This window comes from Citrobacter sp. Cc139 (assembly GCF_030334645.1).
Classification (GTDB): domain Bacteria; phylum Pseudomonadota; class Gammaproteobacteria; order Enterobacterales; family Enterobacteriaceae; genus Citrobacter; species Citrobacter werkmanii.
In genome coordinates, this window is record NZ_JAOWDM010000075.1 from 61,257 (window position 1) to 87,643 (window position 26,387).

20 protein-coding genes and 1 other annotated feature are annotated in these 26,387 nt (G+C 53.1%); of the genes, 8 read left to right on the forward strand and 12 right to left on the reverse strand.

Translation table 11 applies throughout. The features are described from left to right. Positions 1 to 95: 95 nt before the first annotated feature. Positions 96 to 1,748 (reverse strand): bifunctional UDP-sugar hydrolase/5'-nucleotidase UshA, encoded by a 1,653-nt coding sequence (gene ushA / locus OGV69_RS08565; protein ID WP_069323975.1) that lies wholly within the window; start codon positions 1,746 to 1,748, stop codon positions 96 to 98. A 174-nt stretch (positions 1,749 to 1,922) separates the two neighbouring features. On the opposite strand from ushA, the gene OGV69_RS08570 reads away from it, so the two are divergent. Next, positions 1,923 to 3,143 carry an MFS transporter gene (locus OGV69_RS08570; RefSeq protein ID WP_038638381.1) on the forward strand — a complete coding sequence of 407 codons (1,221 nt, stop codon included), beginning with the start codon at positions 1,923 to 1,925 and terminating at the stop codon, positions 3,141 to 3,143. Between the two features lie 225 nt (positions 3,144 to 3,368). After that, a complete protein-coding gene (ybaL, locus tag OGV69_RS08575) occupies positions 3,369 to 5,048 on the forward strand; it encodes a YbaL family putative K(+) efflux transporter (RefSeq protein WP_042310032.1) in 1,680 nt (559 codons plus the stop codon). An 89-nt stretch (positions 5,049 to 5,137) separates the two neighbouring features. Here ybaL and gsk read toward each other — a convergent pair whose 3' ends face one another. Next, positions 5,138 to 6,442 (reverse strand): inosine/guanosine kinase, encoded by a 1,305-nt coding sequence (gene gsk, locus OGV69_RS08580; RefSeq protein ID WP_038638375.1) that lies wholly within the window; start codon positions 6,440 to 6,442, stop codon positions 5,138 to 5,140. 151 nt (positions 6,443 to 6,593) lie between these two features. On the opposite strand from gsk, the gene aes reads away from it, so the two are divergent. After that, positions 6,594 to 7,553, forward strand: a complete 960-nt coding sequence (aes, locus tag OGV69_RS08585; RefSeq protein ID WP_069323974.1) for an acetyl esterase — start codon at positions 6,594 to 6,596, stop codon at positions 7,551 to 7,553. On the opposite strand, the gene hemH is transcribed toward aes, so the two are convergent. The 8 genes from hemH to OGV69_RS08625 form a co-directional block, all read right to left on the reverse strand. Beyond that, entirely contained in the window at positions 7,550 to 8,512 is a 963-nt protein-coding gene (gene hemH, locus OGV69_RS08590; RefSeq protein ID WP_038638369.1) for a ferrochelatase, read from the reverse strand. The genes aes and hemH overlap by 4 nt on opposite strands. Positions 8,513 to 8,693: 181 nt before the next feature. Then, positions 8,694 to 9,338, reverse strand: a complete 645-nt coding sequence (adk, locus tag OGV69_RS08595; protein WP_003021773.1) for an adenylate kinase — start codon at positions 9,336 to 9,338, stop codon at positions 8,694 to 8,696. 231 nt (positions 9,339 to 9,569) lie between these two features. Beyond that, a complete protein-coding gene (gene htpG, locus OGV69_RS08600) occupies positions 9,570 to 11,444 on the reverse strand; it encodes a molecular chaperone HtpG (RefSeq protein ID WP_069323973.1) in 1,875 nt (624 codons plus the stop codon). A 110-nt stretch (positions 11,445 to 11,554) separates the two neighbouring features. Continuing rightward, positions 11,555 to 12,160 (reverse strand): recombination mediator RecR, encoded by a 606-nt coding sequence (gene recR, locus OGV69_RS08605; RefSeq protein ID WP_003021767.1) that lies wholly within the window; start codon positions 12,158 to 12,160, stop codon positions 11,555 to 11,557. Next, positions 12,160 to 12,489 (reverse strand): YbaB/EbfC family nucleoid-associated protein, encoded by a 330-nt coding sequence (locus tag OGV69_RS08610; protein WP_003021764.1) that lies wholly within the window; start codon positions 12,487 to 12,489, stop codon positions 12,160 to 12,162. Before OGV69_RS08610 ends, recR begins: the two co-directional genes overlap by 1 nt. Before the next feature lie 57 nt (positions 12,490 to 12,546). Beyond that, positions 12,547 to 14,475 carry a DNA polymerase III subunit gamma/tau gene (gene dnaX / locus OGV69_RS08615; protein WP_069323972.1) on the reverse strand — a complete coding sequence of 643 codons (1,929 nt, stop codon included), beginning with the start codon at positions 14,473 to 14,475 and terminating at the stop codon, positions 12,547 to 12,549. Next, positions 13,150 to 13,214 (reverse strand) — a sequence feature (DnaX frameshifting element). It overlaps the preceding gene by 65 nt. A 117-nt stretch (positions 14,476 to 14,592) precedes the next feature. After that, a complete protein-coding gene (apt, locus tag OGV69_RS08620) occupies positions 14,593 to 15,144 on the reverse strand; it encodes an adenine phosphoribosyltransferase (RefSeq protein WP_006685676.1) in 552 nt (183 codons plus the stop codon). Between the two features lie 194 nt (positions 15,145 to 15,338). Further along, positions 15,339 to 15,716 carry a DUF454 family protein gene (locus OGV69_RS08625; RefSeq protein ID WP_038638360.1) on the reverse strand — a complete coding sequence of 126 codons (378 nt, stop codon included), beginning with the start codon at positions 15,714 to 15,716 and terminating at the stop codon, positions 15,339 to 15,341. A 69-nt stretch (positions 15,717 to 15,785) separates the two neighbouring features. On the opposite strand from OGV69_RS08625, the gene priC reads away from it, so the two are divergent. The 3 genes from priC to OGV69_RS08640 all read left to right on the forward strand — a co-directional run bounded on the left by priC (position 15,786) and on the right by OGV69_RS08640 (position 17,488). Continuing rightward, entirely contained in the window at positions 15,786 to 16,313 is a 528-nt protein-coding gene (gene priC, locus OGV69_RS08630; protein WP_069323971.1) for a primosomal replication protein N'', read from the forward strand. A gap of 14 nt (positions 16,314 to 16,327) precedes the next feature. Next, positions 16,328 to 16,495 (forward strand): pleiotropic regulatory protein RsmS, encoded by a 168-nt coding sequence (gene rsmS / locus OGV69_RS08635; protein WP_006685679.1) that lies wholly within the window; start codon positions 16,328 to 16,330, stop codon positions 16,493 to 16,495. 69 nt (positions 16,496 to 16,564) lie between these two features. Then, positions 16,565 to 17,488, forward strand: coding sequence for an Rpn family recombination-promoting nuclease/putative transposase (locus OGV69_RS08640; RefSeq protein ID WP_038638355.1), 924 nt, complete (start codon positions 16,565 to 16,567; stop codon positions 17,486 to 17,488). 39 nt (positions 17,489 to 17,527) lie between these two features. On the opposite strand, the gene mscK is transcribed toward OGV69_RS08640, so the two are convergent. Both mscK and acrR read right to left on the reverse strand, forming a co-directional pair. Then, positions 17,528 to 20,893 (reverse strand): mechanosensitive channel MscK, encoded by a 3,366-nt coding sequence (gene mscK / locus OGV69_RS08645; protein WP_069323970.1) that lies wholly within the window; start codon positions 20,891 to 20,893, stop codon positions 17,528 to 17,530. Between the two features lie 127 nt (positions 20,894 to 21,020). Beyond that, the gene (acrR, locus tag OGV69_RS08650; protein WP_069323969.1) at positions 21,021 to 21,671 is read right to left on the reverse strand and encodes a multidrug efflux transporter transcriptional repressor AcrR; all 651 of its coding nucleotides are present in this window, start codon (positions 21,669 to 21,671) and stop codon (positions 21,021 to 21,023) included. Between the two features lie 141 nt (positions 21,672 to 21,812). On the opposite strand from acrR, the gene acrA reads away from it, so the two are divergent. After that, the gene (acrA, locus tag OGV69_RS08655) at positions 21,813 to 23,006 is read left to right on the forward strand and encodes a multidrug efflux RND transporter periplasmic adaptor subunit AcrA (RefSeq protein WP_038638348.1); all 1,194 of its coding nucleotides are present in this window, start codon (positions 21,813 to 21,815) and stop codon (positions 23,004 to 23,006) included. A 22-nt stretch (positions 23,007 to 23,028) separates the two neighbouring features. Continuing rightward, on the forward strand, positions 23,029 to 26,178 hold the full coding sequence (gene acrB / locus OGV69_RS08660; protein WP_038638345.1) for an efflux RND transporter permease AcrB: 3,150 nt from the start codon (positions 23,029 to 23,031) through the stop codon (positions 26,176 to 26,178). Positions 26,179 to 26,387: the final 209 nt, after the last annotated feature.

Below are 26,387 nucleotides of genomic sequence, written 5' to 3' on the forward strand. Positions count from 1 at the left end.
ATGTAGGCCTGATGGCCGCAGCTTTAAGGCCTACAAACCGCACTGACCTGTAGGCCGGATAAGGTGCCAGCACCGCCATCCGGCATTCCGCCCTGTTACTGCCAGCTCACCTCGCCCTTCGGCTCATACGCACTGGCATCCAGCGGTGAGTTTTTCTGCACGTACTCTTTCAGCACTTCCGCATCGATAAACCCGGTATTCACATAGCCTGGCTTGTTATCAATTCGCGGATAACCATCGCCGCCGGTGGCGTTGAAGCTCAGCGTTGCCATGCGATAAGTTTTAGCCAGGTCAACCGGTTCGCCTTTGATTTTCAGATCGTTAAGTTTACCGTCTTTCGCCACGAAGCTGACGTTGGCAAACTGCGGATAAGCCCCGGAGTCCGGCTTCATTTGCGCCACGGCGGTCAGGTAGTCAATCACCTCTTTCCCGCTCATGTCGGCATACACCACAATATTGCCGAACGGCTGCACCTTCAGCACGCTCTTATAGGTAATATCGCCGCCTTCAATGGAATCACGAATACCGCCACCGCTCATCACGCCAAAGTCAGCGCTGGTCCGCGCCATTTGCGCAGCCAACAGCAGGTGCCCCATATTGGTCTGTACGAAACGAACTTTGCTACGGTCACCTTCGAGGCGCGCATTGACGCTACCAATCTTCACGTCCAGTTGCGCTTTACCTTTATTCTGGAATGGCGTCAGCAGCGAGAGCATTTGCTGATTCTCAGCAATTTCCGGGGTGTAGAGTACGCGCTCACTTTTACCGTTATCCCAGGTCACTTTTTTCTTCAGGTTGACGGGGATAAGCTGGTAGTTCACCATTTTCATTTCGCCGTTACGAAACTCAAAATCCGCCCGGCCCACGTATTTCCCCCACTCATGCGCTTGCACAATCCAGATGCCATTTTGCTTATCTGGCGCGCACGGCGTGCCCGGTACGTAATCAACCTGCTTCTTGTTTTCCGAGGCCATACACACCGGATCCTGTGAGTGACCACCCACAATCATTGCCAGCGAACCCGCCGGCAGGCTACGCGCCATCTCTACGTCCCCAGGGGCGTTCGAGCCGTGATTGCCGTTGTCATAATGCCCCATATGGGTGGTCGCAATAATGATGTCTGGCTTTTCACCCATATTGAGTTCCTGGATGACCAGTTTGGCTTCATCGGCAGGTTTACGGAATTCGATATCGGTGAAAAACTCCGGGTTACCAATTTTCGCCGTATCGTCAGTGGTTAAACCGAGTACGGCAATTTTTAAATCCTGACGCTTAAAGATGGCCCACGGCTTAAACAACCGCTCGCCGGTGCTTTTCTGATAGATATTGGCCGAGAGAAACGGGAATTTGGACCATTTTTCCTGCTGGCGCAGCACGGTTAGCGGGTTATCAAATTCGTGATTGCCAACCGCCATCGCGTCATAGCCAATCAGGTTCATGCCGCGAAAATCAGGTTCCGCATCCTGAAGATCGGATTCCGGTACGCCGGTGTTAATATCGCCGCCGGAAAGCAGCAGCAGGCTTCCCCCTTCTTCCGCCACCTCTTTACGAATACCATCCACCAGCGTTTTTTGCGCCGCCAGCCCGTATTCACCATATTCACTGCGCCAGAAGTGGCCGTGATGATCGTTGGTATGCAGAATGGTAATTTTGTAGGTTTTATCTTTTTCGTACGCCTGCGCAGGCTGACCTGCCAGCGCAAATGCGGCGAATAACGCCAGCGCCACGCCCCGCTTTAAAAACTTCATATTTCTCTCCCTGAGCCAAAATCAACGACTGAAATTACAATGATATGAAATAATAGTCGAAAATGTTTTCAGAAATGAGACTTCCTTCAAACACCTTCCGCAGGTATGTTAGGCAGGTAATAATAACAAAATAGATTACCCTCATAATCGCAACCCAAACAGAAGTGACTTTCTATGGCAATAAGTGAACCAACCCCGCCAGTGGCTGGCGCGTCAGCGTCGGTTGCTAAAGCACGCACCTCATTTGGCATTTTAGGGGCGATCAGTCTCTCTCATCTGCTAAACGATATGATCCAGTCGCTGATCCTGGCGATTTACCCGCTCTTGCAGTCAGAGTTCTCGCTGACGTTTATGCAGATCGGGATGATTACGCTAACCTTCCAGCTCGCCTCCTCGCTGCTTCAGCCGGTTGTCGGCTACTGGACGGACAAATATCCGATGCCGTGGTCGCTGCCTATTGGTATGTGCTTCACGCTAAGCGGGCTCGTATTGCTGGCCATGGCAGGCAGTTTCCATATGGTATTACTCGCCGCGGCGCTGGTCGGTACGGGATCATCGGTGTTTCACCCGGAGTCATCCCGCGTGGCGCGCATGGCTTCCGGCGGTCGTCATGGCCTCGCCCAGTCAATTTTCCAGGTTGGCGGCAACTTCGGTAGCTCTCTCGGGCCCTTGCTGGCGGCTGTCATCATCGCGCCATATGGTAAAGGTAATGTAGCCTGGTTTGTGTTGGCCGCGTTATTAGCGATTGTGGTTCTGGCGCAAATCAGCCGTTGGTATGCCGCGCAGCATCGGATGAGCAAAGGAAAACCGAAAGTCACTGTTGTTAATCCATTACCGCGTAATAAAGTGGTACTGGCGGTTAGCATTCTGCTGGTGCTGATTTTCTCCAAATACTTCTATATGGCGAGCATCAGCAGCTATTACACCTTTTATCTGATGCAAAAATTCGGATTATCGGTACAAAACGCCCAGTTTCATCTGTTTGCCTTCCTGTTTGCCGTTGCGGCCGGGACCGTAATTGGTGGACCGTTAGGTGATAAGATTGGCAGAAAATATGTTATTTGGGGCTCTATCCTCGGCGTAGCGCCATTTACCCTCGTTTTACCCTATGCAACGCTGGAATGGACCGGGATTTTAACCGTGATCATTGGTTTTATCCTCGCATCTGCCTTTTCTGCCATTCTGGTCTACGCGCAGGAGCTGCTTCCGGGTCGTATCGGCATGGTTTCTGGGCTATTTTTCGGGTTTGCCTTTGGCATGGGCGGCTTGGGAGCCGCGGTTTTAGGGCTGATTGCTGACCATACCAGTATTGATTTGGTCTATAAAATATGTGCTTTCCTGCCACTTCTGGGGATACTGACCATATTCTTACCTGATAACCGACATAAAGCCTGATTTTCTGACGGCCAAAAGTAAACTTTGGCCGTCTTCACTTACAGAGACCATCAGCCTTTACTCCCCGCATACCCCTGTAGTTTTCCGATCCGTGCTTTTTTACGTCTAAAATCCCGTTTTCATCAAAATTCAATAATTATTCATAAACATAAACATTAAAATTGTCATAAACTATTACTCGGAATTTAGGTTTTCAGGATCAACACAGCAACCAAAGGAGACGGAATGCATCACGCCACCCCGCTTATCACCACCATTGTCGGCGGCCTTGTGCTCGCTTTTATATTAGGCATGATTGCCAATAAACTACGTATTTCTCCTCTGGTGGGATATCTGTTAGCGGGCGTTCTGGCCGGTCCATTTACACCTGGTTTTGTTGCTGATACCAAACTCGCGCCTGAACTGGCGGAGCTTGGCGTAATTCTGCTGATGTTCGGCGTGGGGCTACACTTTTCCTTGAAGGATTTGATGGCGGTAAAGTCCATCGCCATTCCCGGCGCGATTGCCCAGATAGCTGTGGCGACGCTACTGGGTATGGCGCTTTCAGCGGTGATGGGCTGGTCGCTAATGGTGGGTATCGTCTTTGGACTGTGTCTTTCAACCGCCAGTACCGTAGTGCTACTGCGTGCGCTTGAGGAACGGCAGCTTATTGACAGCCAGCGCGGGCAAATTGCTATAGGCTGGCTGATTGTTGAAGATCTGATGATGGTGCTGACGCTGGTTCTTCTGCCCGCCGTCGCCGGAATGCTGGAAAAAGAAGATGTCGGCTTTGCATCGCTGGCCGTCGATATGGGCATTACCATTGGTAAAGTGGTGGCGTTTATCGCCATTATGATGCTGGTTGGCCGTCGCCTGGTACCGTGGATCATGGCGCGTAGCGCCGCAACCGGTTCACGAGAGCTGTTTACTCTGTCAGTCCTTGCCCTGGCGTTAGGTATCGCGTTTGGCGCAGTGGAATTGTTCGATGTCTCCTTTGCTCTGGGCGCGTTCTTCGCTGGCATGGTGCTGAACGAATCCGAACTGAGCCACCGTGCGGCTCATGACACCCTGCCGTTGCGCGATGCGTTCGCCGTATTGTTCTTTGTATCCGTTGGTATGCTGTTTGATCCGTTAATCTTGATCCAGCAGCCGCTGGCGGTACTGGGTACGCTGGCGATTATCGTCTTTGGTAAATCCGTTGCCGCCTATTTCCTCGTGCGCCTGTTTGGCCACTCCCAACGTACAGCGCTCACCATTGCCACCAGCCTGGCGCAGATTGGTGAATTTGCCTTCATCCTGGCGGGTCTGGGTATGGCGCTAAACCTGTTACCGCAGGCCGGGCAAAACCTGGTGCTGGCGGGAGCTATTCTGTCGATTATGCTCAATCCGGTACTGTTCGCGGTGTTAGAAAAATATCTCGCGAAAACCGAAACGCTGGAAGAGCAGACGCTGGAAGAAGCCATCGAAGAAGAGAAACAAATTCCGGTGGATATCTGCAATCACGCCCTGCTGGTAGGCTTTGGCCGCGTCGGGAGTCTGCTGGGCGAAAAATTGATGGCTGCCGGGATTCCGCTGGTGGTTATCGAAACCTCACGTACGCGGGTGGATGAACTGCGTGAGCGCGGGATCCGCGCGGTGCTGGGAAATGCCGCCAACGAAGAGATAATGAATCTGGCGCATCTGGATTGCGCGCGCTGGCTGCTGCTGACAATTCCAAACGGCTATGAAGCCGGTGAAATCGTCGCTTCCGCTCGCGAAAAGTGCCCGTCGATTGAGATTATCGCCCGCGCGCATTATGACGATGAAGTGGAATATATTACCGACCGCGGGGCCAATCAGGTCGTCATGGGCGAGCGTGAAATCGCCCGCACTATGCTGGAGCTGATTGAAACGCCACCTGCCGGCGACGTTGCTACTGCCAGTTAATATTACGTGCCGGATGGCGCTACGCCATCCGGCCTACGTATTCCCACACCAGAGTAGGCCCGATAAGCGCAGCGCCATCGGGCAAGAACTCAGCGGTCCCAGTACGACTCTTCGAGACTGTCTTCACGTTCTGGCAAACCGCGCGTCAGGCGTGGTGAATGTTGATTCAGCACCTGATAACTCACGCGATTAGCATATTTACATACCTGGGCTAACGACGAATAGGTCAGCCAGGTGAACTTGTGCTTGCTGGAGTTAGGCACGTTGCTGCGGTGGTAGCTGTTGGCGGTAATATCATGCAGCAATGCCGCCAGCGCGCCGTCGCCAGCGCCGTTGGTATTCATGATCTTTTCAGGCCCGCCCATATACGGTGCGATGTGCGAATACACGCGCAGCGGATTAGTACAATCTTTATGGCGCATGGCGCGGCTGAATTCATACTGGTTGAATTCGGCAATAGCCCCTGGCAGCAGCGGATGCTGGGTTTTACGTTTGGCTTCTTCTTCCGTAAAGCCCGCCATATACAGACCCGCCGGACCCGCAGTGCACAGCACCAGATCCACCCAATCCAGCGCTTTGTCGGACGCCAGCAGCGGATCGTTCTCGCCGGTCAGTGCTTCGGCCTCTTCTTCATTCATCGCCAGAATGGAGACATGCTCTTTCAGGAATGCCTGCCACCACTGTGGGTTATCGGCAATAACAAATTTGGTACCCAGCGTCAGGACCACCGGCACATTGTGTTTTTTGGCATATTCAATCGCCTTCATGGTCGCTTCCGGCATCGGCTCGCCCGGTTCGCAACGCACCAGATAGGAGGTCAGCACCAGCGCGGAGGCCCCGGCAATAACCGCCTCAGGGATGCTATCCGCCCGCAGCTTATTCATATGTCCGGGGCTGATAGCGAACGTGCGCTCACCGGATTCGCCAATCAGCGTAAAGCAGCGACCAATCGGTCCATTAACGCCCTGCAGGTAGTTCAGATCGGTACGGCTGGAGGTATTACATAAATAACGGTACGCGTAGCTACCAATCTCGATATTGCTGCACATCACGCCCAACAGCACCGAGCGGTCATCTGCCAGCACGGAGTAGTTGTGCATCGTGTTACCGATAGTTCCACCGGCAAACTGATGAGTGATCAAATTGTCACGTACCAGTTCCTGGTAGAGCGCTTCGGCGACATCGTCTGTAATCACCAGAGAGTGCCCGGCGCTTAATCCATAACGCTTTACAAAGTCATCATTAACTTTGGCTTCAATATCTACCAGCGTCTGGTCGATACCCACCACCCAGGCTGCGCTGGTTTCATTTTCAGGCTGAATCTGTTGCAGCAACGGATCGCGCGCGCTGACAGGAAAATAGTGTTTGGATTTACGTTTACCGGGAAATTTCATGGTCGATTTTACGGGTGATTAGCTGAGCGGTGCATGGTAGCACATTCCCCTGTACGCATGCGATGCGGCGCTGAGTTTCAATATCGGACGATGGGATCGCAGTTTATACGGGGGGGATTTCTACAATAAATCACCTTCACAAGGAGCGTTTATGAAGCCGGAAAATAAGATCCCCGTACTCGACAGAATTTCAGACGAAATGAAAACCGTGGTGAATTTTCATCGCGACGATCTGCCGCCCTGGCCCGCCGCCGATGACATCGTGGCCCAGCGCCAACACTATATCCACGAACGGCAATTGTGGAATGCCGATGCCCCGCAGATGAATACCCGAGAATGCGTCATTTCTACCGCGCGCGGCCCCGTTGCCACGCGAATTTATTCTCCGCAACCCCATAGCCAGGCCACGCTGTATTATCTGCACGGCGGCGGTTTCATTCTTGGTAATCTGGATACTCACGATCGCATTATGCGCTTACTGGCGCTTTACACGCAGTGCACGGTAATTGGCATCGACTATTCTCTCTCGCCGGAGGCTCGTTTCCCACAAGCCATCGAGGAGATTGTCGCCGTCTGTCAGTATTATCACCAACACGCGGGCGACTATTCTTTGAATGTGGATCATATTGGTTTTGCCGGTGATTCCGCTGGCGCGATGCTGGCGCTTGCCAGCGCGTTGTGGCTGCGGGACAAACAGATTGCCTGCGGCAAAGTCGCTGGCATATTGCTGTGGTATGGACTTTACGGCCTGCAGGATTCGCCCAGCCGACGGCTGATGGGCGGAGCGTGGGATGGTTTATCACGGGAGGATCTGCAGATGTACGAAAACGCGTACCTGCGTAGCGCCGACGATCGCGAGTCACCGTATTATTGCTTATTCAATAACGACCTGACGCGCGACGTGCCACCCTGTTTTATCGCCGGCGCGGAGTTCGATCCGTTGATTGACGACAGCCGCTTATTATTTCAGACGCTACAGGCACATCAGCAGCCCTGCCAGTACAAAATGTACCCCGGCACGCTGCACGCCTTCCTGCACTACTCGCGGATGATGAAAACCGCCGACGATGCCTTGCGGGAGGGCGCGCGTTACTTCAAAGCACAACTTTAACGATAGGCTGCGGTCAGTTTAACCATCATTTCGATATGTTCCGGTGTGGCGTTCAGCGCCGGAATATACTCATACTGCTGGCCGCCAGCCTCGAGGAAAATCTCCCGGTTTTGCACCGCGATCTCTTCCAGCGTTTCAAGGCAATCTGCCGCAAAGCCCGGACACATAACCTGGATATGTCGGGTCCCTTTCTCCGCCAGCATTTTTAACGTTTCGTCGGTATACGGCGTCAGCCACGGTTCGCGACCAAAACGCGACTGGAAGGTCATCATCACTTTTTCCGGCGGCAGGCCAAGCGCAGAGACCAGCTCACGCGTCGTATCGCGACAGCGCTGCGGGTAGTCATCGCCTTCGTCGGCGTAACGTTGTGGAATCCCATGGTAAGAGAGCAGCAGTAAATCGGGTTCGCCGTGTTTGGCGAAGGAGTCACGAGCACTTTTTGCCAGCGCGTCAATATAAGCGCTGTCATCGGCGTAATCACGAATAAAGGAGACGCCGGGAATACCGCGTTTACGCGCCAGGATGCGCGCGAGTTCATCCCACACCGCCGCCACCGTCGAACAGGAATATTGCGGGTACAGGGGTAACACGACAATGTGTTCTACGCCACTTGCCAGCAGTTCGTCGACTGCGCTTTCAAGCGAAGGCGAACCATAGCTCATGCCCAGCGCAACAGGCGTATTGGGCAGGCGTTGTGCCAGCGCCTGCTGTTGTGCCTTGCTGTAGACCATCAGCGGCGAACCCTCTTCCATCCAGATTGACTGATATAGCTTTGCCACGCGTGGCGCACGCAGCGGCAGGATCACCCCACGCAGCAACGGCCACCACAGCAGGCGGGAAGTATCAACTACACGTTGATCGCTTAAAAACTGGCGCAGGTAGCGTTTAACAGCTTCAGGAGTGGGGGCATCGGGGGTGCCAAGGTTTGCCAGCAGGATACCGGTTTTCGTCTGACGCATTACCGCCTCTTATCGATTCAAATTGTTGATAATTGTAGCGGAAAAGTGATGAAGAAGAACTAATTGCTGCGAGAGGTAAGATGTGAATTTGCCCGATGGCGCTGCGCTTATCTGGCCTACAAAAAAATCATAGGCCGGATAAGGTGTTTACACCGCCATCCGGCATTGACTGCGCTAAAACTTAACCGAGGATTTTTTCCAGCGCTGCGCGCACGTCAGCAACAGCCTGAGTGCCATCAACTTTCGCGTATTTGGTGTTACCCGCCTGCGCTTCTTTAGAGTAGTAGCCGATCAGCGGCGCGGTCATCTGATGGTATTCCACCAGGCGCTTACGTACGGTCTCTTCCTGATCGTCTTTACGGGTGGTCAGCTCTTCGCCGGTTACGTCGTCTTTACCTTCAACCTTAGGCGGGTTGAATTTGATGTGGTAAACGCGGCCAGAAGCAGCGTGTACGCGACGCCCCACGATACGGTCAACGATCAGCTCGTCAGGTACGTCGAACTCCAGAACGTAGTCCACGTTGATACCTGCTTCTTTCATGGCGTCAGCCTGCGGAATAGTACGCGGGAAGCCATCGAGCAGGAAACCATTACGGCAGTCTTCCTGAGCAATACGCTCTTTTACCAGCGCGATCACCAGCTCATCAGTCACCAGCTTACCGGCGTCCATGATGTCTTTCGCTTGTTTGCCCAGCTCGGAGCCAGATTTCACGGCGGCACGCAGCATATCACCGGTGGAGATTTGCGGAATACCATACTTCTCCATGATGAACTGAGCCTGAGTTCCTTTACCCGCGCCCGGAGCGCCAAGCAGAATGATACGCATTACGAAAATCCCCTTAAAGGTTGTCGATATTTTTTAAAAAGCGCTAAACGATACCACCATCACGCAATTGGCTCAAGGAAGACGCCCGACGCTGAAACGGTTAATGGAGGGAAAATTGAAAATAAGGAGTGAAATTGCCGGATGGCGGTGTACACACCTTATCCGGCCTACGAGTAAAAGATATGGTAGGCCGGATACGCGTTAGCGCCATCCGGCATTAGATGATAGCTATCAGGATACCAGTAACTGGTTCATACGGCGGATGAACTGGTTCGGATCTTCCAGCGTGCCGCGTTCGGCGAACAGAGCCTGATCCAGCAGCAGTTCAACCCACTCTTTAAACTGCGTTTCGTCCTGGGTATCCGCCGTGCGTTTTACCAGCACGTGGTCCGGGTTAAGTTCAAAGATATATTTCACGTCCGGTACGGCCTGACCCGCAGCAGCGAACAGTTTCGCCATCTGGGTGCTCATTTCATCCGCATCGGTGGTGACGATGGCCGGCGTGTCGGTCAGACGGTGGGTCAGACGCACGTCTTTGACGCGATCGCCCAGCAGCGTTTTCACGCGTTCAACGAACGGCGTCAGCGCTTTTTCCGCTTCTTTCGCGCTCTCATCCACGTCATCCGCCAGCTTATCGATGGACTCGTCGGCTTTCGCAACGGACTGGAACGGCTTGCCGTCGAACTCAGTCAGGTAGTTCATCATCCACTCATCGATGCGGTCAGAAAGCAGCAGCACTTCAATGCCTTTCTTACGCAGCAGTTCCAGGTGCGGGCTGCTCTTCGCCGCCGCATAGCTGTCTGCAGTGATGTAGTAGATTTTCTCCTGCCCTTCTTTCATACGGGAGATATAGTCTTCCAGCGACACGGTCTGTGCGGAGGAGTCTGTGTGCGTAGACGCGAAGCGCATCAGCTTAGCGATAGTTTCCTGATTAGCGTGGTCTTCCGCCGGACCTTCTTTCAGCACCAGGCCGAACTGTTTCCAGAAGGTCTGGTATTTTTCGGCATCATCTTTCGCCAGTTTTTCCAGCATCTGCAACACGCGTTTGGTCAGCGCGCTGCGCAGGTTACGGGTGACGGTGCTGTCCTGCAGGATCTCACGGGAAACGTTCAGCGGTAGATCGTTGGAATCTATCAGGCCGCGCACAAAGCGCAGGTAGTTCGGCATAAACTGCTCGGCGTCGTCCATGATGAACACACGCTGAACGTACAGTTTCAGACCATGCTTGTGATCGCGGTTCCACATATCCCACGGCGCCTGCGACGGAATGTACAGCAGGCTGGTGTACTCCTGCTTACCTTCCACACGGTTGTGGCTCCAGGTCAGCGGGTCAGTGAAGTCGTGGGCAATATGCTTGTAGAATTCGTTGTACTCGTCGTCTTTGATTTCCGACTTGTTACGCGTCCACAGTGCCTGCGCCTTGTTGATCTTTTCCCAGGAAACCACGGTCTCGCCGTCTTTCTCTTCAGATTTTTCGATCTCTACCGGCAGCGCGATATGGTCGGAATATTTGCTGATGATGGAACGTACGCGCCAGTCATCAAGGAACTCGTCTTCGCCTTCGCGCAGATGCAAAGTGATTTCGGTGCCGCGATCGTCTTTGGTGATGTCGGCAACGGTGTATTCACCTTCGCCCGCAGATTCCCAGAACACGCCGTTCTCAGGTTTGTCGCCCGCCGCGCGGGTACGTACGGTCACTTTATCGGCCACGATAAACGCCGAGTAGAAGCCAACCCCGAACTGACCGATCAACTGGCTGTCTTTCGCCTGATCGGAGCCCATGGATTCGAGGAAAGATTTGGTGCCGGATTTCGCAATGGTCCCCAGATGATCGATGACGTCATCACGGTTCATCCCCACGCCGTTATCAGCAATGGTCAACGTACGCTTATCTTTATCGAAGGAAACACGCACACGCAGTTCACCGTCACCCTCGTACAGGTCCGGGTTAGACAGTGCGCGGAAACGCAGCTTGTCTGCCGCATCCGAGGCGTTAGAGATGAGCTCACGCAGGAAGATTTCTTTATTGGAATACAGAGAATGGATCATCAGATGCAGAAGCTGTTTTACTTCTGACTGAAAACCACGAGTTTCTTGTCCTTTCATGTAGATCTACCTCAACAATGCCATTTTCAATGGTAAAAACACGTTGAGGGTGAAATGGGGACAAGCGCGAAGGATTTCAAGCGGAAGCCGCCGTCGCGGCCTCCGTTTGTTCAGAATTTAATCTTGTGACGCCCAGCCAGAGAGTGCGACAGCGTGGTGCCGTCGACCATTTCCAGCTCGCCGCCGACCGGTACGCCATGGGCGATACGGCTGGCTTCAACGCCATACTGCATGCAAAGCTCAGCAATATAGTTGGCGGTCGCCTCTCCTTCGACCGTGGGATTGGTCGCGAGGATCAGTTCGTTGATTTGCTCAGACGCCAGTCGCTGTTCAAGGCGATCCAGCCCGATATCATCAGGGCCAATACCGTCCAGCGGCGACAGGTGCCCCATCAGCACGAAGTAACGTCCAGAAAATTGGCCGGTTTGCTCAATGGCATAGATGTCCGCCGGACTCTCTACCACACAGATCTGACCGTTTTCCTGGCGACGCGGGTTCGAACAGATATTACAGACATCCTGCTCTGTGAAGGTGCGGCAATCGGCACAGTGGCCGATTTCCGACATCGCCTTCGTTAACGCCTGCGCCAGACGCATCCCGCCGCTGCGATCGCGCTGAAGTAGCGTGAACGCCATGCGCTGCGCAGACTTCGGGCCAACGCCCGGCAGACAGCGCAGTGCTTCCATAAGCTGAGTTAACAGCGGGCTGGTTTGCATCAGAACGGCATCTTAAAGCCAGGCGGCAGCTGCATTCCGGAAGAAACAGAAGCCATCTTCTCTTTCTGCGTCTCTTCAATGCGACGCGCCGCGTCGTTGAATGCCGCAGCGACCAGGTCTTCCAGCATCTCTTTGTCGTCTTCCAGCAGGCTTGGATCGATCTCCACGCGACGGCAGTTGTGCGCGCCGTTGATGGTCACTTTTACCAGACCCGCGCCAGATTCGCCGGTGACTTCCAGCTTGGCGACTTCTTCCTGCATCTGCTGCATTTTTTCCTGCATCTGCTGGGCCTGTTTCATCAGGTTACCCAGACCGCCTTTACCAAACATAGGCTTCTCTCTCAATCACGTTAAGGGATGACGACCGTCCAACCATCAGGCTGACGATCAAATGGGGCGAATACTCTCTTCGTCCAGGTCTGCATCGAAAAAACGACGCAGCGTCTGAATGTTATTATCCGCAATAATCGACTCACGCGCCTGCGCGAGTTTCTCTTCATAAATGGCCTGACGCCACTCCAGCGGCGTGCGCACCGCAGGATTATCATCTTCAACGATGGTCAATTCAACCGTTGACCCCGTTAAGGTACTCAATGCTTCGGCCAGTTTTTGCTGCGCGCCGCTGGAATTAAGATGCCGTTGCGAGGAACGCAGGTGCAGGCAAACCACGTTGCCATTCTCTTCTTTCCAGGCATTAAGCGCCACCTGCTCCACCAGTTTAGGCAGCGAAAGCTGGCTCACCTGAGCAGCCCAGGGGTCGCGCTCAATGGCTTCTGCCGCCAGCTTTGCCGCCAGTTCCGGCGTTTTTTCATGCTCAAGCGCTTTTTTCAACGCTTTCGGCGTGGCAATGGCTTCTTTAACTTCGGCTACGGGATTGGTCGTTTTCCAGCGATACGCTTCCTTCTTCGCCGGCGCTTTTTCCAGCGCAGAAACGGCCGGACGCGCCTGAACACGCTCCGACACCGAGGCCAGTCTTTCCAGCGCAGCATTATTCACCGGCCGCGCGCGGGAAGCGGCTGCCGGTTCACTCTTTTTTGGTTTGGTTGCTCCCTGAGCGCGTTGCAGTTGGCTGCGCGCCGCCAGCACCTGGCTGGTGGCCTCGGAGAGCGGCACATTCTGTTGCTGTTGCGCTGGCGCAGGCTGCTGAGGTACTTGCGTCGGGGTCATCACCGCAGTCGGCGCGACGGGGGCAAACGACTGGCGCGGGACTTCAGGCTCCGGCAGCGGCATGCGCGGATGAAAAGCCAGCGCACGCAGTAGCGTCATTTCGACGCCCATTCGCCTGTCCGGCGCATACGGCAGTTCTTTGCGCCCGATTAACAGGGTTTGGTAGTAAAGCTGTATGTCAGTTGGCGGAACGATTCGCGCCAGTTCGCGCATACGCTGTTCAATGGCGGCCATATCGCTGCCGAGCACGGCGGGCGAAAGCTGTACCATAGCAATGCGATGCAGCAAAGCCGACATCTCAACCAGCAGCGCTTCCCATTCAATACCCCGCGCGGCGGCGTCGTTCACCAACGTCATAACGCGTTCGCCGTCAGCCGCGACAACCGCTTCAACAAGCGAGAGCGCCTGGTCATCGTCCAATGTGCCGAGCATGGTGCTCACCGCGTCGGTCGACACCTGACCATCGCCGCTGGCGATCGCTTGATCGGTAAGACTCAGCGCATCGCGCAGGCTGCCGTCCGCGGCGCGAGCCAGCAGTTGCAACGCGCGTGGCTCATGGGCGATATGCTCTTGTTTGAGGATATGCTCAAGCTGATGGCGAATCTGTTCAACATCCAACGCTTTAAGATGAAATTGCAGACAGCGCGACAGGATAGTCACCGGTAACTTCTGCGGATCGGTGGTCGCCAGCAGGAATTTAACGTGTGCAGGCGGCTCTTCGAGCGTTTTCAGCAAGGCGTTAAAGCTGTGGCGCGATAACATGTGCACTTCGTCGATCAAATAGACTTTAAAGCGACCGCGCGCAGGCGCGTACTGGACGTTATCCAGCAGGTCGCGAGTGTCTTCGACTTTAGTGCGTGAGGCGGCGTCGATTTCAATCAGATCGACAAAACGCCCCTGCTCGATTTCACGGCAGTTATCGCACACGCCGCACGGCGTGGCGGTAATACCGGTTTCACAGTTTAGTCCCTTCGCCAGCAAACGGGCGATAGAGGTTTTCCCGACGCCACGGGTGCCGGAAAACAGATAAGCATGATGAATACGCCCTAACGACAAGCCGTTCGCCAGTGCCGTCAGCACATGTTCCTGGCCGACAACGTCAGCAAAGGTTTGTGGGCGCCATTTTCGGGCTAAGACCTGATAACTCATTGGCAGGCTCTGAAAGGCTGGAGGGTGGATTCACAGGAGGATAATGCTAACACAACCTCGCAGCGACGGCGAGGTTGTGTGTCTCGGTATTACTTCAGCCGAGATGAGATAGCCGACTTAGTGGCCCGGGAACGGAACCAGGCTATAACAGGTCAGCCCCTGTTTTTCCAGGCGCTGTTCGCCGCCCAGGTCAAACAGGTTAATGATAAATGCAGCATCGGTCACTTCGCCCCCCAGACGGCGGATCAGTTTCACGGTGGCTTCAATCGTGCCGCCGGTTGCCAGCAGGTCGTCCACAACCAGTACCTTATCGCCCGGTTTGATGGCATCAACGTGGATTTCCAGCTGATCGGTGCCGTATTCCAGCTCATAGCTCTCGGCGATCACTTCACGCGGAAGCTTGCGGGGTTTACGTACTGGAACAAAGCCGACGCCCAGACCCAATGCTACCGGCGCGCCAAACAGGAAGCCACGCGCTTCGGTGCCAACCACTTTAGTGATACCCGCATTTTTGTAGCGTTCAACCAGCAATTCAATGCTGAGGGCGTAGGCTTTCGGGTCTTCCAGTAAGCTGGTGACATCGCGAAAAAGAATGCCCGGTTTCGGGTAGTCGTGGATGCTTTTGATGCTATTTTTGAGAAACTCAAGCTGCTGTGCAGTCGCGGTCATAAGTTTGTGCCTGATTAATTCGGTATTACTTCACGGCGCACTATACACTTCATCCTCGACGTGTCTTGAATGATTTTGTGTCTATATTAAGGGCCAGGGTTACATTTGCTTAACCTTTGACCACCTGCGCCTGTGCTCGAAAACGGTCGAATTTACTGGCTGTGAGCGACAATTGCAACAGCGATTATTGCGCTTTACTGCTTTTGTTGTTTTTCATCAATCACCGGGATCCGCCACATAAAAATCAGTAAACAGGCGAGAATAACCAGCAGCAGGCCGCGTACCCACATCATATTGACCAGCCACAGTGAAATACCAAACGTAATCAATATCAGCAAAATAGCGCGCGGCTTTGCGCCCGGCGGCATCGCGCGGTGTTTTTGCCAATGGCGCAGATACCCGCCGAACCACGAACGATACAGCAGCCAATCGTGAAAACGCGGCGATGAGCGGGCAAAACACCAGGCAGCCAACAGGATAAATGGCGTCGTGGGCAATAGCGGCAATACCACGCCCAGCGTTCCTAATACTACCGCTAGCCAGCCAATGATGATTAGAATAATGCGTTGCATAATATGAATACTTAACACAGAGAATCGCTACTTTAGCATAACAGTTCTCATTTTCATCGGAGTGTTGTCGTGAAAACCGTCATGCTGCTACAGACGCTCGAAAACCAGCTTAACCGCCTGCGAAAGCGTTGTGCCCCATTGGCGCATCATACAACGCTTAGCGCCCGCTTTGACAGGCATCTGTTTCATACTCGCAGCACGTTGCTGCAGGCGTGTCTGGATGAAGCAGAAGATAATCTCACGGCCCTACACCGCGCGGTGGATCAGCAACAACTCCCCCAAATTAGCTGGCTTGCGGAACACCTTGCTTCACAGTTAGAGGCGATTTCACGCGAAACAGCCAGTTGGTCGCTCAGAGAGTGGGACTGCGCCTCTCCCGGTCTGGCGCGTTGGCAGCGCAAGCGGGTTCAACACCAGGAATTTGAACGCCGGCTGGTTGAAATGACGCGTGAACGCAAGGAGCGCCTGTCCCTGGCTACGGGTTTTGAAGAACAACAGAAATTGCATCGTGAAGTAGAAGCATTCGAGGCGCGACTGACGCGCTGTCGCCATGCGCTGGCAAGAATAGAAGCCGTGCTGGCGCGTTTAACCCGTTAATACCCGGAGAATTTATGTCATTAGAGAACGCCCCGGACGAGGTCAAACTGGCCGTCGATTTGATTGTTTTACTTGAAGAAAATCAGCTTCCAGCACGCACAGTGCTACGCGCGCTGGAGATCGTTATGCGCGATTATGAAAACAAGCTTAAAAGTGCGGAAGGCGCCTCGCAAACTGATTGATTGCCCTCTGGTCTGCCATTGGCTTCGGTGTCAGAGTCGTCGCAACATCACGACGATAACGGACAGATCATGGAACGGCTCCCCACCACGCCGCACGATGCGGTCTTTCGGCAAATGCTGACGCAAAAAGAGGTCGCCCGAGATTTTTTGCAGATCCATCTGCCTCGAGCTTTTCTCAATATATGCGATATGGAAACATTAACGCTGGAATCAGGCAGCTTTATTGAGGACGATTTACGCACCTGCTATTCAGATATCCTCTACTCCCTGCAAACAACACATGGACCCGGCTACGTTTATGCGCTGATTGAGCATCAGAGTAAACCCGATAAATTAATGGCCTTTCGCCTGATGCGCTACGCTGTTGCTGCTATGCAGCATCACCTTAACGCCGGGCATAAAACCTTACCTCTGGTGGTACCTGTACTGTTTTATCATGGTACGGAAAGCCCGTGGCCCTATACTCTCAACTGGCATCAGTTGTTTAGCGAGCCACAGCTTGCGAAAGCGCTTTATGGCAATGAATTTGCGCTGGTAGACCTGACCATTATGCCAGATAATCAGATCATGCAGCATCAACGGGTAGCGATGCTGGAACTCCTGCAAAAACATATTCGGCAACGCGATCTGAGCGAGTTATTGGATCAACTCATTACGCTCTTAACGCAGGATCGCCTGACAGAATATCAGCTCGACGTTTTGATTAATTACATGCTGAAAGCAGGAAATACCACGGAACCCGGCGTACTTGTCCGCCAACTGGCGCAGAGTGCGCCACAGTACAAGGAACAGCTGATGACAATTGCTGAATGGTTAGAAGAAAAAGGTAGAGCGGAAGGCATGCAGCAAGGGCTGGAAAAAGGGTTAGAAGAAGGTCGGCAGGCAGAAGCGCGTGATATCGCACAAAAAATGCTCGCCCGCGGCCTGGAACCGGATCTGATTACACACCTTACGGGCCTGACGCAGGAAGAACTGACAGCGCTGACTCACTAAATACAATCAGGGCGGCAAACTGGCCGCCCTGATTGCAACTTAACCTACCGAAGGCGTCGGATCATCACCTTTGATGATGTCACGCTTAACTTCGGTCACGGTGTCCCCTTTCGCATTATGCAGGTGCACTTCGAGCTGGTTAAAGGCGATATCAATGTCATTTTCACGACACAAACGATCGACCGCACGGTTAAGTTCGTCAACCGTATGGCTACGATCGCGCAGTTCACGCACGTATAAACGCAGCTCATGATCCAACGTGCTGGCGCCGAAGGCGGTAAAGAACACCGCTGGTTCTGGATCGTGCATCACTTTCGGGTGTTCCATCGCCGCCTGCAGCAGCACTTTCTTCACTTTCTCCAGATCCGAACCGTAGGCCACGCCAATGCGGATCACCAGACGCGTAGTGGTATCGGAAAGCGACCAGTTGATCAAACGCTCCGTCACAAAGGCTTTGTTCGGGATGATCACCTCTTTGCGATCAAAGTCGGTAATAGTGGTGGCACGAATACGGATCTTGCTGACCGTTCCCGAGAATGTTCCGATAGTCACGGTATCACCGATGCGTACCGGGCGCTCAAACAGAATAATCAGACCGGAAACAAAGTTACCGAAAATCTCCTGCAAACCAAAACCAAGACCAACCGACAAGGCTGCGGCCAGCCACTGTAGTTTATCCCACGAGACGCCGAGCGAACCGAAGACCGTCATCGCACCGATGGCGATGATCGCATAGTTAAGAATGGTGGTGATCGCATACGACGCCCCCTGGCGCATCTTCAGTCGCGAGAGCACCAGCACTTCCAACAGGCCGGGTAAGTTGCGAATCAGCGCCCATGCGACCATTGACGCAATAATCGCAAACAGCAGGCTGCCCATGGTGACGCTTTTCACCACTGCGGCCCCCGCTTCTGTAGCGTTATAATGCCAGAGCGTAATGCTGTCGAGGTAACTGAACACGGTGATCAGATCGGACCAAATTGCCCAGAACAGAACACCAAACAAGGCAACCATCACCAGCATGGTGATACGTAAGGTTTGCTGGTTAACCTGCTCCAGCGCAATGGTCGGTTCTTCTTGCGGTTCTGCGCCTTCTGCCCCTTCTTTCACCAGGTTCTGACGACGCGCTAACGCACGACGCCAGGCGATACGCCGCGCCGCCACGCTCAACCCGCGGAGCACCGTCTGATACAACAGGTTCCAGACAATAACCAGATAAACCGTTTCAATCCAGCGGCCCGACAAGCGCAGCGTGGTGTAGAAATACCCTGTCGCCGTCAGCACCATCAATGCAATCGGGATAATAGACAGCACGGTAATGGTGACCAGACGCAGACCATGCGACTCTTTGTCACGCCAGCTTTCACGGCACATTGGCCATACCAGGAAGGCGATCAGTAACAGGTTGAGGAAAATAACGGACTGACCAAGCACATCATCCATCAGATTGAGCGGCGACAGTTCAGCAACAACTGACCAGAAGTTAAGCGGTAACAACGCCAGGCTAATACGCACAATCTGGCGACGCCAGTGGCTGGTTTGCTTTGCAGGCATGCCAAAATGGCGTATCGCCACACCATCTTTTTCCAGCACCTTCCAGCACAAACCAAATACCAGCCAGAAGACAGTCATCTTCTTACTGAACGCCCACAGCAGGTCGCTGATATTCAGCTGCATGGTAAGCAGAATCAGCCCCACGGCGAGGATAATCAGACACGCTGGCAGCGCTCTGATGAGATCGATCAGTATCGCTTTTGGCGTATTGAGCTGACTGTCATTACGCAGGTTGCCTACCGCGGCGGCTAATTTCGCCTGGTATTCTTTCAGCCATTTCAAACGCCAGCGGATTAACCCGGCAATGAGCAGCAGCGGCAACCCTGCCAGGAAGGCAATAAATACCGCCGGCCAGGCTTTTTCCCAGTTCACGGTGATTTTCATCGACTTAAACTGGTCTTTAAGCGTTTGCGGGAAGGCTTTGATCCAGTCCCAGTCCATTGGACGGTTACTGTTAACCCAAAAAATTTGCTGGGTGAGGATCCCTTTCAGGTTTTTCGACACGCTCATCAACTGCTGCTGGTTGATTTGCAGGTTAATCGCCATCATCAACTGGTTGCCCAGTTGCTTATTCAGCTGATCCAAGAGCTCCCGGCGCATATCCACGACCTGCAGCAGGGCATCATGGACTTCACCGTTGACTTCGTTGCTGTGCCCTTCTTCCAGTTTGGCGACAAACGCATCATTCTGGAACAGGGCGTCACGCTGCTGGTTGACCTCAAATTGTTCCAGACGCAAATCGGCGATCCGGTTGGTCATATCAGCAAGCTCATCTGCCGACGGCAGCGTTTGTTGCTGCTGGTACAGAATACGTGACAACAACAGACTGCCTTTCAGGACGGCGATCTGTTCTTTAATATTGCGTTCGGATTGCAGCGCGCGATCGAGCCAGTTTTTAACCTTAATATTTTGCTGCATCAGGTTATTGCCGTTTTCGGTCGCGGCGATCAGACGCTGGCTAAGCTGATGGTTGACGTCCAGTTCCTGCTTCACTAACGGATTAGACTGAATACGCTCAGCTTCGTCAGGCGATACCGCTTCCTGCGCCGTCTTTTCGGTTAACGTCAGCCGTTTGCTGTTTACAGCCTCTTGCAGGAGCTGGAGCTGATGCTCAAGACGATTGCTGTTTGCCGTCACGTAATCGCGTTGTTTTTGCAAGGTGTCCTGCAAAATCGTATTGCCTTCAAGGCTTTTACGCTGTTGGTCGATCTGCGCGTTCAGTAGCGCTTGCTGCGCCTGCAGAAGCACCTGCTGACTGGGGCGCAACGCCGCCTCCCCCACATTATTACCATCAAGCCGATTGCGGATTTGCTGCATTTGCTGCGACGCGGTGTACATCGCATTTTGCACGCGCTCTGGCTGAGTCTGCAGCGATACCAGTTGGCTGTTATAAGCGGCCAAATCATTTTGCGCGCTTTGCAGGTCATCCAATACCTGCGCCACGCGCGACTCCAGTTGACGTAAGGAGAGCGTACTCAGCGTTTTTCGCGTTTCATCGTCATTATCAACATCACTGAGCGAATTTAGCGCATCCGTCGCCTGACGCATTTTCTCCGGCGCCTCGGCAACTTTCTGCCGAAGCTGTACGGTCTCATCTTTCACGCGATCGATTTTATCCAGCGTGGCGATGGTATCGGTCAGATCCTGCTGAACCAGCTTATCCTGCGCGGAGAGATCTTTTTGTTTATTCAGCGCGTCCAGTTGGCTCTGAATATCCGCTTTCGTCGGCAGATCCCCACTCTGTTGCGCCCGTGCAAATGCTGACGACTGGCAAGAAAGCAATAAAATGAAGAAAAGAAAGGTAATAGCAATAAGATGCTGTGAACGTTTATAGAGCTGCAACATAGTCATGAGAATGAACGTTTCTGAACCGGAAAAGTGACCGGAAATAGTCAAGCGGCAAGAATATCACGGCTGTGAGCAGCAGAATAGCAGCAGGCAAAACGACCAGGATAATTCCTGGTTCAGACCGCAAAAGTTAGCAGGATTTCGCCACGTTAACCCGCAGGCTTGGGCAGAGAAGACACATCTCCAGTAGTACTGCGACGTATTCACGCGCGTCTTTTTTCAGATCAAAAGATTCAGGAGCAAATAACCAGTTCTCTATAATTCCCGTAACATAGCTACGCAACAGCACCGCCACGCGACGCGTGTTCAGATTTTCCGGCAGCATGTTGGCATTCATGCACTGCCGCAATGTTTGTTCGATACGGTCGTAATTTTCAATACACAGACTGCGTTGAGCCAACTGAACAGAGGCCATTTCCCCGACAAATTCGCATTTGTGGAATATAATTTCCAACAACAAACGTCGGCGTTCTTCTGTCACGGTAGCTTCAAGAACGTAAATTAAAATTTCTCTTAATACTGATAGTGGATCGTCGGGGAATTTTGCTTGATACTCAGTCTCTAACTCATCAATGTTAGGTTTTGCTAGCTCCCAAATTTCACTGAATAAATCCGATTTGTTTTTGAAATGCCAATAGATTGCGCCGCGCGTGACACCAGCGGCTTTTGCGATCTCCGCAAGCGAGGTGGATGATACCCCTTGTTGCGAAAACAGACGCAGAGCAACATCGAGAATGTGCTGTCGTGTTTCCTGTGCTTGTTGTTTGGTTTTTCGTGCCATAGGTCAGTGAATTTACAGGCGTTAGATTTACATACATTTGTGAATGTATGTACCATAGCACGACGATAATATAAACGCAGCAATGGGTTTATGGGCTTTAAGCCATTGATCAATTTGAAATCGGACACTCGAGGTTTACATATGAACAAAAACAGAGGGTTAACGCCTCTGGCAGTCGTTCTGATGCTCTCAGGCAGCTTAGCGCTAACAGGATGTGACGACAAACAGGCCCAACAAGGGGGCCAGCAAATGCCAGAGGTTGGAGTTGTTACGCTCAAAACTGAACCTCTACAGATAACAACCGAACTCCCGGGTCGCACCAGTGCGTATCGCATTGCTGAAGTTCGTCCTCAGGTTAGCGGTATTATCCTGAAGCGTAATTTCACGGAAGGTGGTGACATCGAAGCGGGTGTATCTCTCTATCAGATTGATCCTGCGACTTACCAGGCCGCTTATGAGAGCGCAAAAGGCGATCTGGCCAAAGCACAAGCCGCAGCAAATATCGCTCAACTGACGGTCAAACGTTATCAGAAACTGTTGGGTACTAAGTACATCAGTCAACAGGATTACGATAGCGCGCTGGCAGACGCACAGCAGGCGAACGCCGCTGTTGTCGCCGCGAAAGCCGCAGTAGAAACTGCACGCATCAATCTGGCCTATACCAAAGTGACGTCGCCGATCAGCGGCCGCATTGGTAAGTCATCCGTTACGGAAGGCGCTCTGGTGCAAAACGGTCAGGCGACCGCACTGGCTACCGTTCAGCAATTGGACCCTATCTATGTAGACGTGACGCAGTCAAGTAACGACTTCCTGCGCCTGAAACAAGAGTTGGCCAACGGCACGCTGAAGCAAGAGAACGGTAAAGCGAAAGTCGAGCTGGTGACCAATGACGGCATCAAGTTCCCGCAGGCCGGTACGCTGGAGTTTTCCGATGTTACGGTAGATCAAACCACCGGTTCGATTACGTTACGCGCCATCTTCCCTAACCCGGATCACACCTTACTACCGGGAATGTTCGTCCGTGCTCGTCTGGAAGAAGGGACTAACCCAACTGCATTACTGGTTCCGCAGCAAGGCGTTACCCGCACACCGCGTGGCGATGCCAGTGCCTTGGTTATCGGTGCAGATAACAAAGTTGAAATGCGTCAAATTGTCGCCGCACAAGCGATTGGCGATAAATGGTTAGTCACTGATGGACTTAAGCCGGGCGACCGCGTGATTGTCACTGGGTTGCAAAAAGTACGTCCTGGCGCGCAGGTAAAAGCCCAGGAGATTACCGCGGATAACAACCAGCAAGCCGCAAGCGGTAGCCAGCCTGAACAGTCCAAGTCTTAACTTAAACAGGAGCCGTTAAGACATGCCTAATTTCTTTATCGATCGCCCAATATTTGCGTGGGTGATCGCCATTATCATCATGTTGGCAGGGGGGCTCGCGATCCTCAAATTGCCGGTAGCGCAATATCCGACTATTGCACCGCCAGCAGTGACGATCTCCGCGACCTACCCTGGCGCTGATGCCAAAACAGTACAGGATACTGTTACGCAGGTTATCGAACAGAATATGAACGGTATCGATAACCTGATGTACATGTCCTCAAACAGTGACTCCACGGGTACCGTGCAGATCACCCTAACCTTCCAGTCTGGTACTGATGCGGACATCGCGCAGGTACAGGTGCAGAACAAACTGCAGCTGGCTATGCCGTTACTGCCGCAGGAAGTACAGCAGCAAGGGGTTAGCGTTGAGAAGTCATCCAGCAGCTTCCTGATGGTCGTCGGTGTTATCAACACCAATGGCACCATGACGCAGGAGGATATTTCCGACTACGTTGGCGCCAACATGAAAGACGCCATTAGCCGTACTTCAGGCGTGGGCGATGTTCAGCTGTTCGGTTCGCAGTACGCAATGCGTATCTGGATGGATCCGAACAAACTGAACAATTTCCAGCTGACGCCAGTTGATGTCATCAACGCAATCAAAGCGCAAAACGCCCAGGTTGCCGCCGGTCAGTTAGGTGGTACGCCGCCGGTGAAAGGCCAGCAGCTTAACGCGTCGATCATCGCGCAGACCCGTCTGACCTCCGCCGATGAGTTCAGCAAAATTCTGCTGAAAGTGAATCAGGATGGTTCCCAGGTTCGTTTACGCGACGTGGCGAAAGTGGAGCTGGGCGGCGAGAACTACGACATCATTGCGAAGTTCAACGGTAAACCAGCATCCGGTCTGGGTATCAAGCTGGCGACAGGCGCTAACGCCCTGGACACGGCAAACGCTATCCGCGATGAACTGAAGAAGATGGAACCGTTCTTCCCGTCAGGTCTGAAGATCGTTTACCCGTATGACACCACGCCGTTCGTGAAAATCTCTATTCACGAAGTGGTGAAAACGCTGGCGGAAGCAATCATCCTCGTGTTCCTGGTCATGTATCTGTTCCTGCAGAACTTCCGCGCGACGTTGATTCCGACTATCGCCGTGCCGGTGGTGCTGTTGGGTACGTTTGCCGTCCTTGCGATTTTCGGCTTCTCGATAAACACCCTGACGATGTTCGGGATGGTGCTCGCCATCGGCCTGTTGGTGGATGATGCCATCGTGGTGGTCGAGAACGTTGAACGTGTTATGGCGGAAGAAGGACTACCGCCGAAGGAAGCGACACGTAAATCAATGGGCCAGATTCAGGGCGCGCTGGTGGGTATCGCGATGGTGCTGTCAGCGGTATTTATTCCGATGGCATTCTTCGGGGGTTCTACCGGTGCAATTTACCGTCAGTTCTCCATCACCATTGTTTCCGCGATGGCGTTGTCAGTACTGGTGGCATTGATTCTGACCCCTGCCCTGTGTGCGACCATGCTCAAACCGATTGCTAAAGGCGATCACGGAGAAGGTAAAAAAGGCTTCTTCGGCTGGTTTAACCGCATGTTCGATAAGAGCACGCATCATTACACCGACAGCGTGGGCGGTATTCTGCGCAGCACCGGTCGTTATCTGGCGCTGTATCTGATCATCGTCGTGGGCATGGCCTATCTGTTCGTTCGTCTGCCAAGTTCGTTCCTGCCAGATGAAGACCAGGGGGTATTCCTGTCAATGGCTCAGCTGCCAGCGGGTGCAACGCAAGAGCGTACCCAGAAGGTGCTGGATGAAATGACGGATTACTATCTGACGAAAGAAAAAGCGAACGTTGAATCGGTATTTGCCGTTAACGGCTTCGGTTTTGCGGGTCGTGGTCAGAACACTGGTATTGCGTTCGTCTCACTGAAAGACTGGAGCGAACGTCCAGGTAAAGAGAATAAAGTTGAGGCGATTACCGAGCGTGCGATGGGCGCATTCTCGCAGATTAAAGATGCAATGGTCTTTGCCTTCAACCTGCCAGCGATTGTGGAGTTAGGTACCGCCACTGGTTTTGACTTCCAGTTGATTGACCAGGCTGGTTTGGGCCATGAAAAACTGACCCAGGCGCGTAACCAACTGTTTGGTGAAGTTGCGAAACATCCTGATCTGTTAGTCGGCGTACGTCCTAACGGTCTGGAAGATACGCCGCAGTTCAAGATCGATATCGATCAGGAAAAAGCGCAGGCGCTGGGTGTTTCCATTAGCGATATTAATACAACGCTGGGTGCCGCATGGGGCGGAAGCTACGTGAATGACTTCATCGACCGTGGTCGTGTGAAGAAAGTTTACGTCATGTCTGAAGCGAAATACCGTATGTTGCCGGAAGATATTGGCAACTGGTACGTACGCGGCAGCGATGGACAGATGGTCCCATTCTCCGCCTTCTCTACCTCACGCTGGGAATACGGTTCACCGCGTCTGGAACGCTATAACGGTCTGCCTTCCATGGAGATCTTAGGCCAAGCCGCACCGGGTAAAAGTACCGGTGAAGCGATGGCGATGATGGAGCAACTGGCCAGCAAACTGCCATCCGGTATCGGTTATGACTGGACGGGTATGTCCTACCAGGAACGACTGTCCGGTAACCAGGCCCCTGCCCTGTATGCCATTTCACTGATCGTCGTCTTCCTGTGTCTGGCGGCATTGTACGAGAGCTGGTCAATTCCGTTCTCCGTTATGCTGGTAGTACCGTTGGGGGTTATCGGCGCATTGCTGGCGGCGACATTCCGCGGTCTGACCAACGACGTATACTTCCAGGTAGGCCTGCTCACAACCATTGGGTTGTCGGCGAAAAACGCGATACTTATCGTCGAATTCGCCAAAGATCTGATGGATAAAGAAGGCAAAGGTCTGATAGAGGCGACGCTGGACGCGGTCCGCATGCGTTTACGTCCGATCCTCATGACGTCACTGGCCTTTATTCTGGGCGTAATGCCGCTGGTAATCAGCTCCGGCGCAGGTTCCGGCGCGCAGAACGCCGTTGGTACTGGCGTAATGGGCGGGATGGTGACGGCAACCGTGTTGGCTATCTTCTTTGTTCCGGTGTTCTTTGTGGTGGTACGCCGCCGCTTTAGCCGCAAAAATGAAGATATTGAGCATAGCCACTCAGTCGATCATCATTGATACCTTTCTAAAGATAAGGCCGCGCAAGCGGCCTTTTTTCTGGAAAAATCATAAAATCCACTTATTGAAATTCGGTTTATTTTCTCCGGCTTAAATAAGCGATATAATCCCTGTAGCCTTAAAGGCTATTCTTAAAAAGTGTTGAGAGTTCTTATTTACCTTAATAAATATTAAGATTATTCCTGGTTATCGCGCCATCCTGGCGGTTG

Bases quoted from the DNA above. Each gene is read 5' to 3' on its own strand.
- apt (WP_006685676.1), bottom strand. From the start codon at position 15,144: ATGACCGCGACTGCACAGCAGCTTGAGTTTCTCAAAAATAGCATCAAA.
- dnaX (WP_069323972.1), bottom strand. From the start codon at position 14,475: ATGAGTTATCAGGTCTTAGCCCGAAAATGGCGCCCACAAACCTTTGCT.
- OGV69_RS08610 (WP_003021764.1), bottom strand. From the start codon at position 12,489: ATGTTTGGTAAAGGCGGTCTGGGTAACCTGATGAAACAGGCCCAGCAG.
- htpG (WP_069323973.1), bottom strand. From the start codon at position 11,444: ATGAAAGGACAAGAAACTCGTGGTTTTCAGTCAGAAGTAAAACAGCTT.
- OGV69_RS08625 (WP_038638360.1), bottom strand. From the start codon at position 15,716: ATGCAACGCATTATTCTAATCATCATTGGCTGGCTAGCGGTAGTATTA.
- recR (WP_003021767.1), bottom strand. From the start codon at position 12,160: ATGCAAACCAGCCCGCTGTTAACTCAGCTTATGGAAGCACTGCGCTGT.
- acrA (WP_038638348.1), top strand. From the start codon at position 21,813: ATGAACAAAAACAGAGGGTTAACGCCTCTGGCAGTCGTTCTGATGCTC.
- OGV69_RS08640 (WP_038638355.1), top strand. From the start codon at position 16,565: ATGGAACGGCTCCCCACCACGCCGCACGATGCGGTCTTTCGGCAAATG.
- mscK (WP_069323970.1), bottom strand. From the start codon at position 20,893: ATGACTATGTTGCAGCTCTATAAACGTTCACAGCATCTTATTGCTATT.
- acrB (WP_038638345.1), top strand. From the start codon at position 23,029: ATGCCTAATTTCTTTATCGATCGCCCAATATTTGCGTGGGTGATCGCC.
- adk (WP_003021773.1), bottom strand. From the start codon at position 9,338: ATGCGTATCATTCTGCTTGGCGCTCCGGGCGCGGGTAAAGGAACTCAG.
- hemH (WP_038638369.1), bottom strand. From the start codon at position 8,512: ATGCGTCAGACGAAAACCGGTATCCTGCTGGCAAACCTTGGCACCCCC.
- aes (WP_069323974.1), top strand. From the start codon at position 6,594: ATGAAGCCGGAAAATAAGATCCCCGTACTCGACAGAATTTCAGACGAA.
- acrR (WP_069323969.1), bottom strand. From the start codon at position 21,671: ATGGCACGAAAAACCAAACAACAAGCACAGGAAACACGACAGCACATT.
- OGV69_RS08570 (WP_038638381.1), top strand. From the start codon at position 1,923: ATGGCAATAAGTGAACCAACCCCGCCAGTGGCTGGCGCGTCAGCGTCG.
- gsk (WP_038638375.1), bottom strand. From the start codon at position 6,442: ATGAAATTTCCCGGTAAACGTAAATCCAAACACTATTTTCCTGTCAGC.
- rsmS (WP_006685679.1), top strand. From the start codon at position 16,328: ATGTCATTAGAGAACGCCCCGGACGAGGTCAAACTGGCCGTCGATTTG.
- ybaL (WP_042310032.1), top strand. From the start codon at position 3,369: ATGCATCACGCCACCCCGCTTATCACCACCATTGTCGGCGGCCTTGTG.
- ushA (WP_069323975.1), bottom strand. From the start codon at position 1,748: ATGAAGTTTTTAAAGCGGGGCGTGGCGCTGGCGTTATTCGCCGCATTT.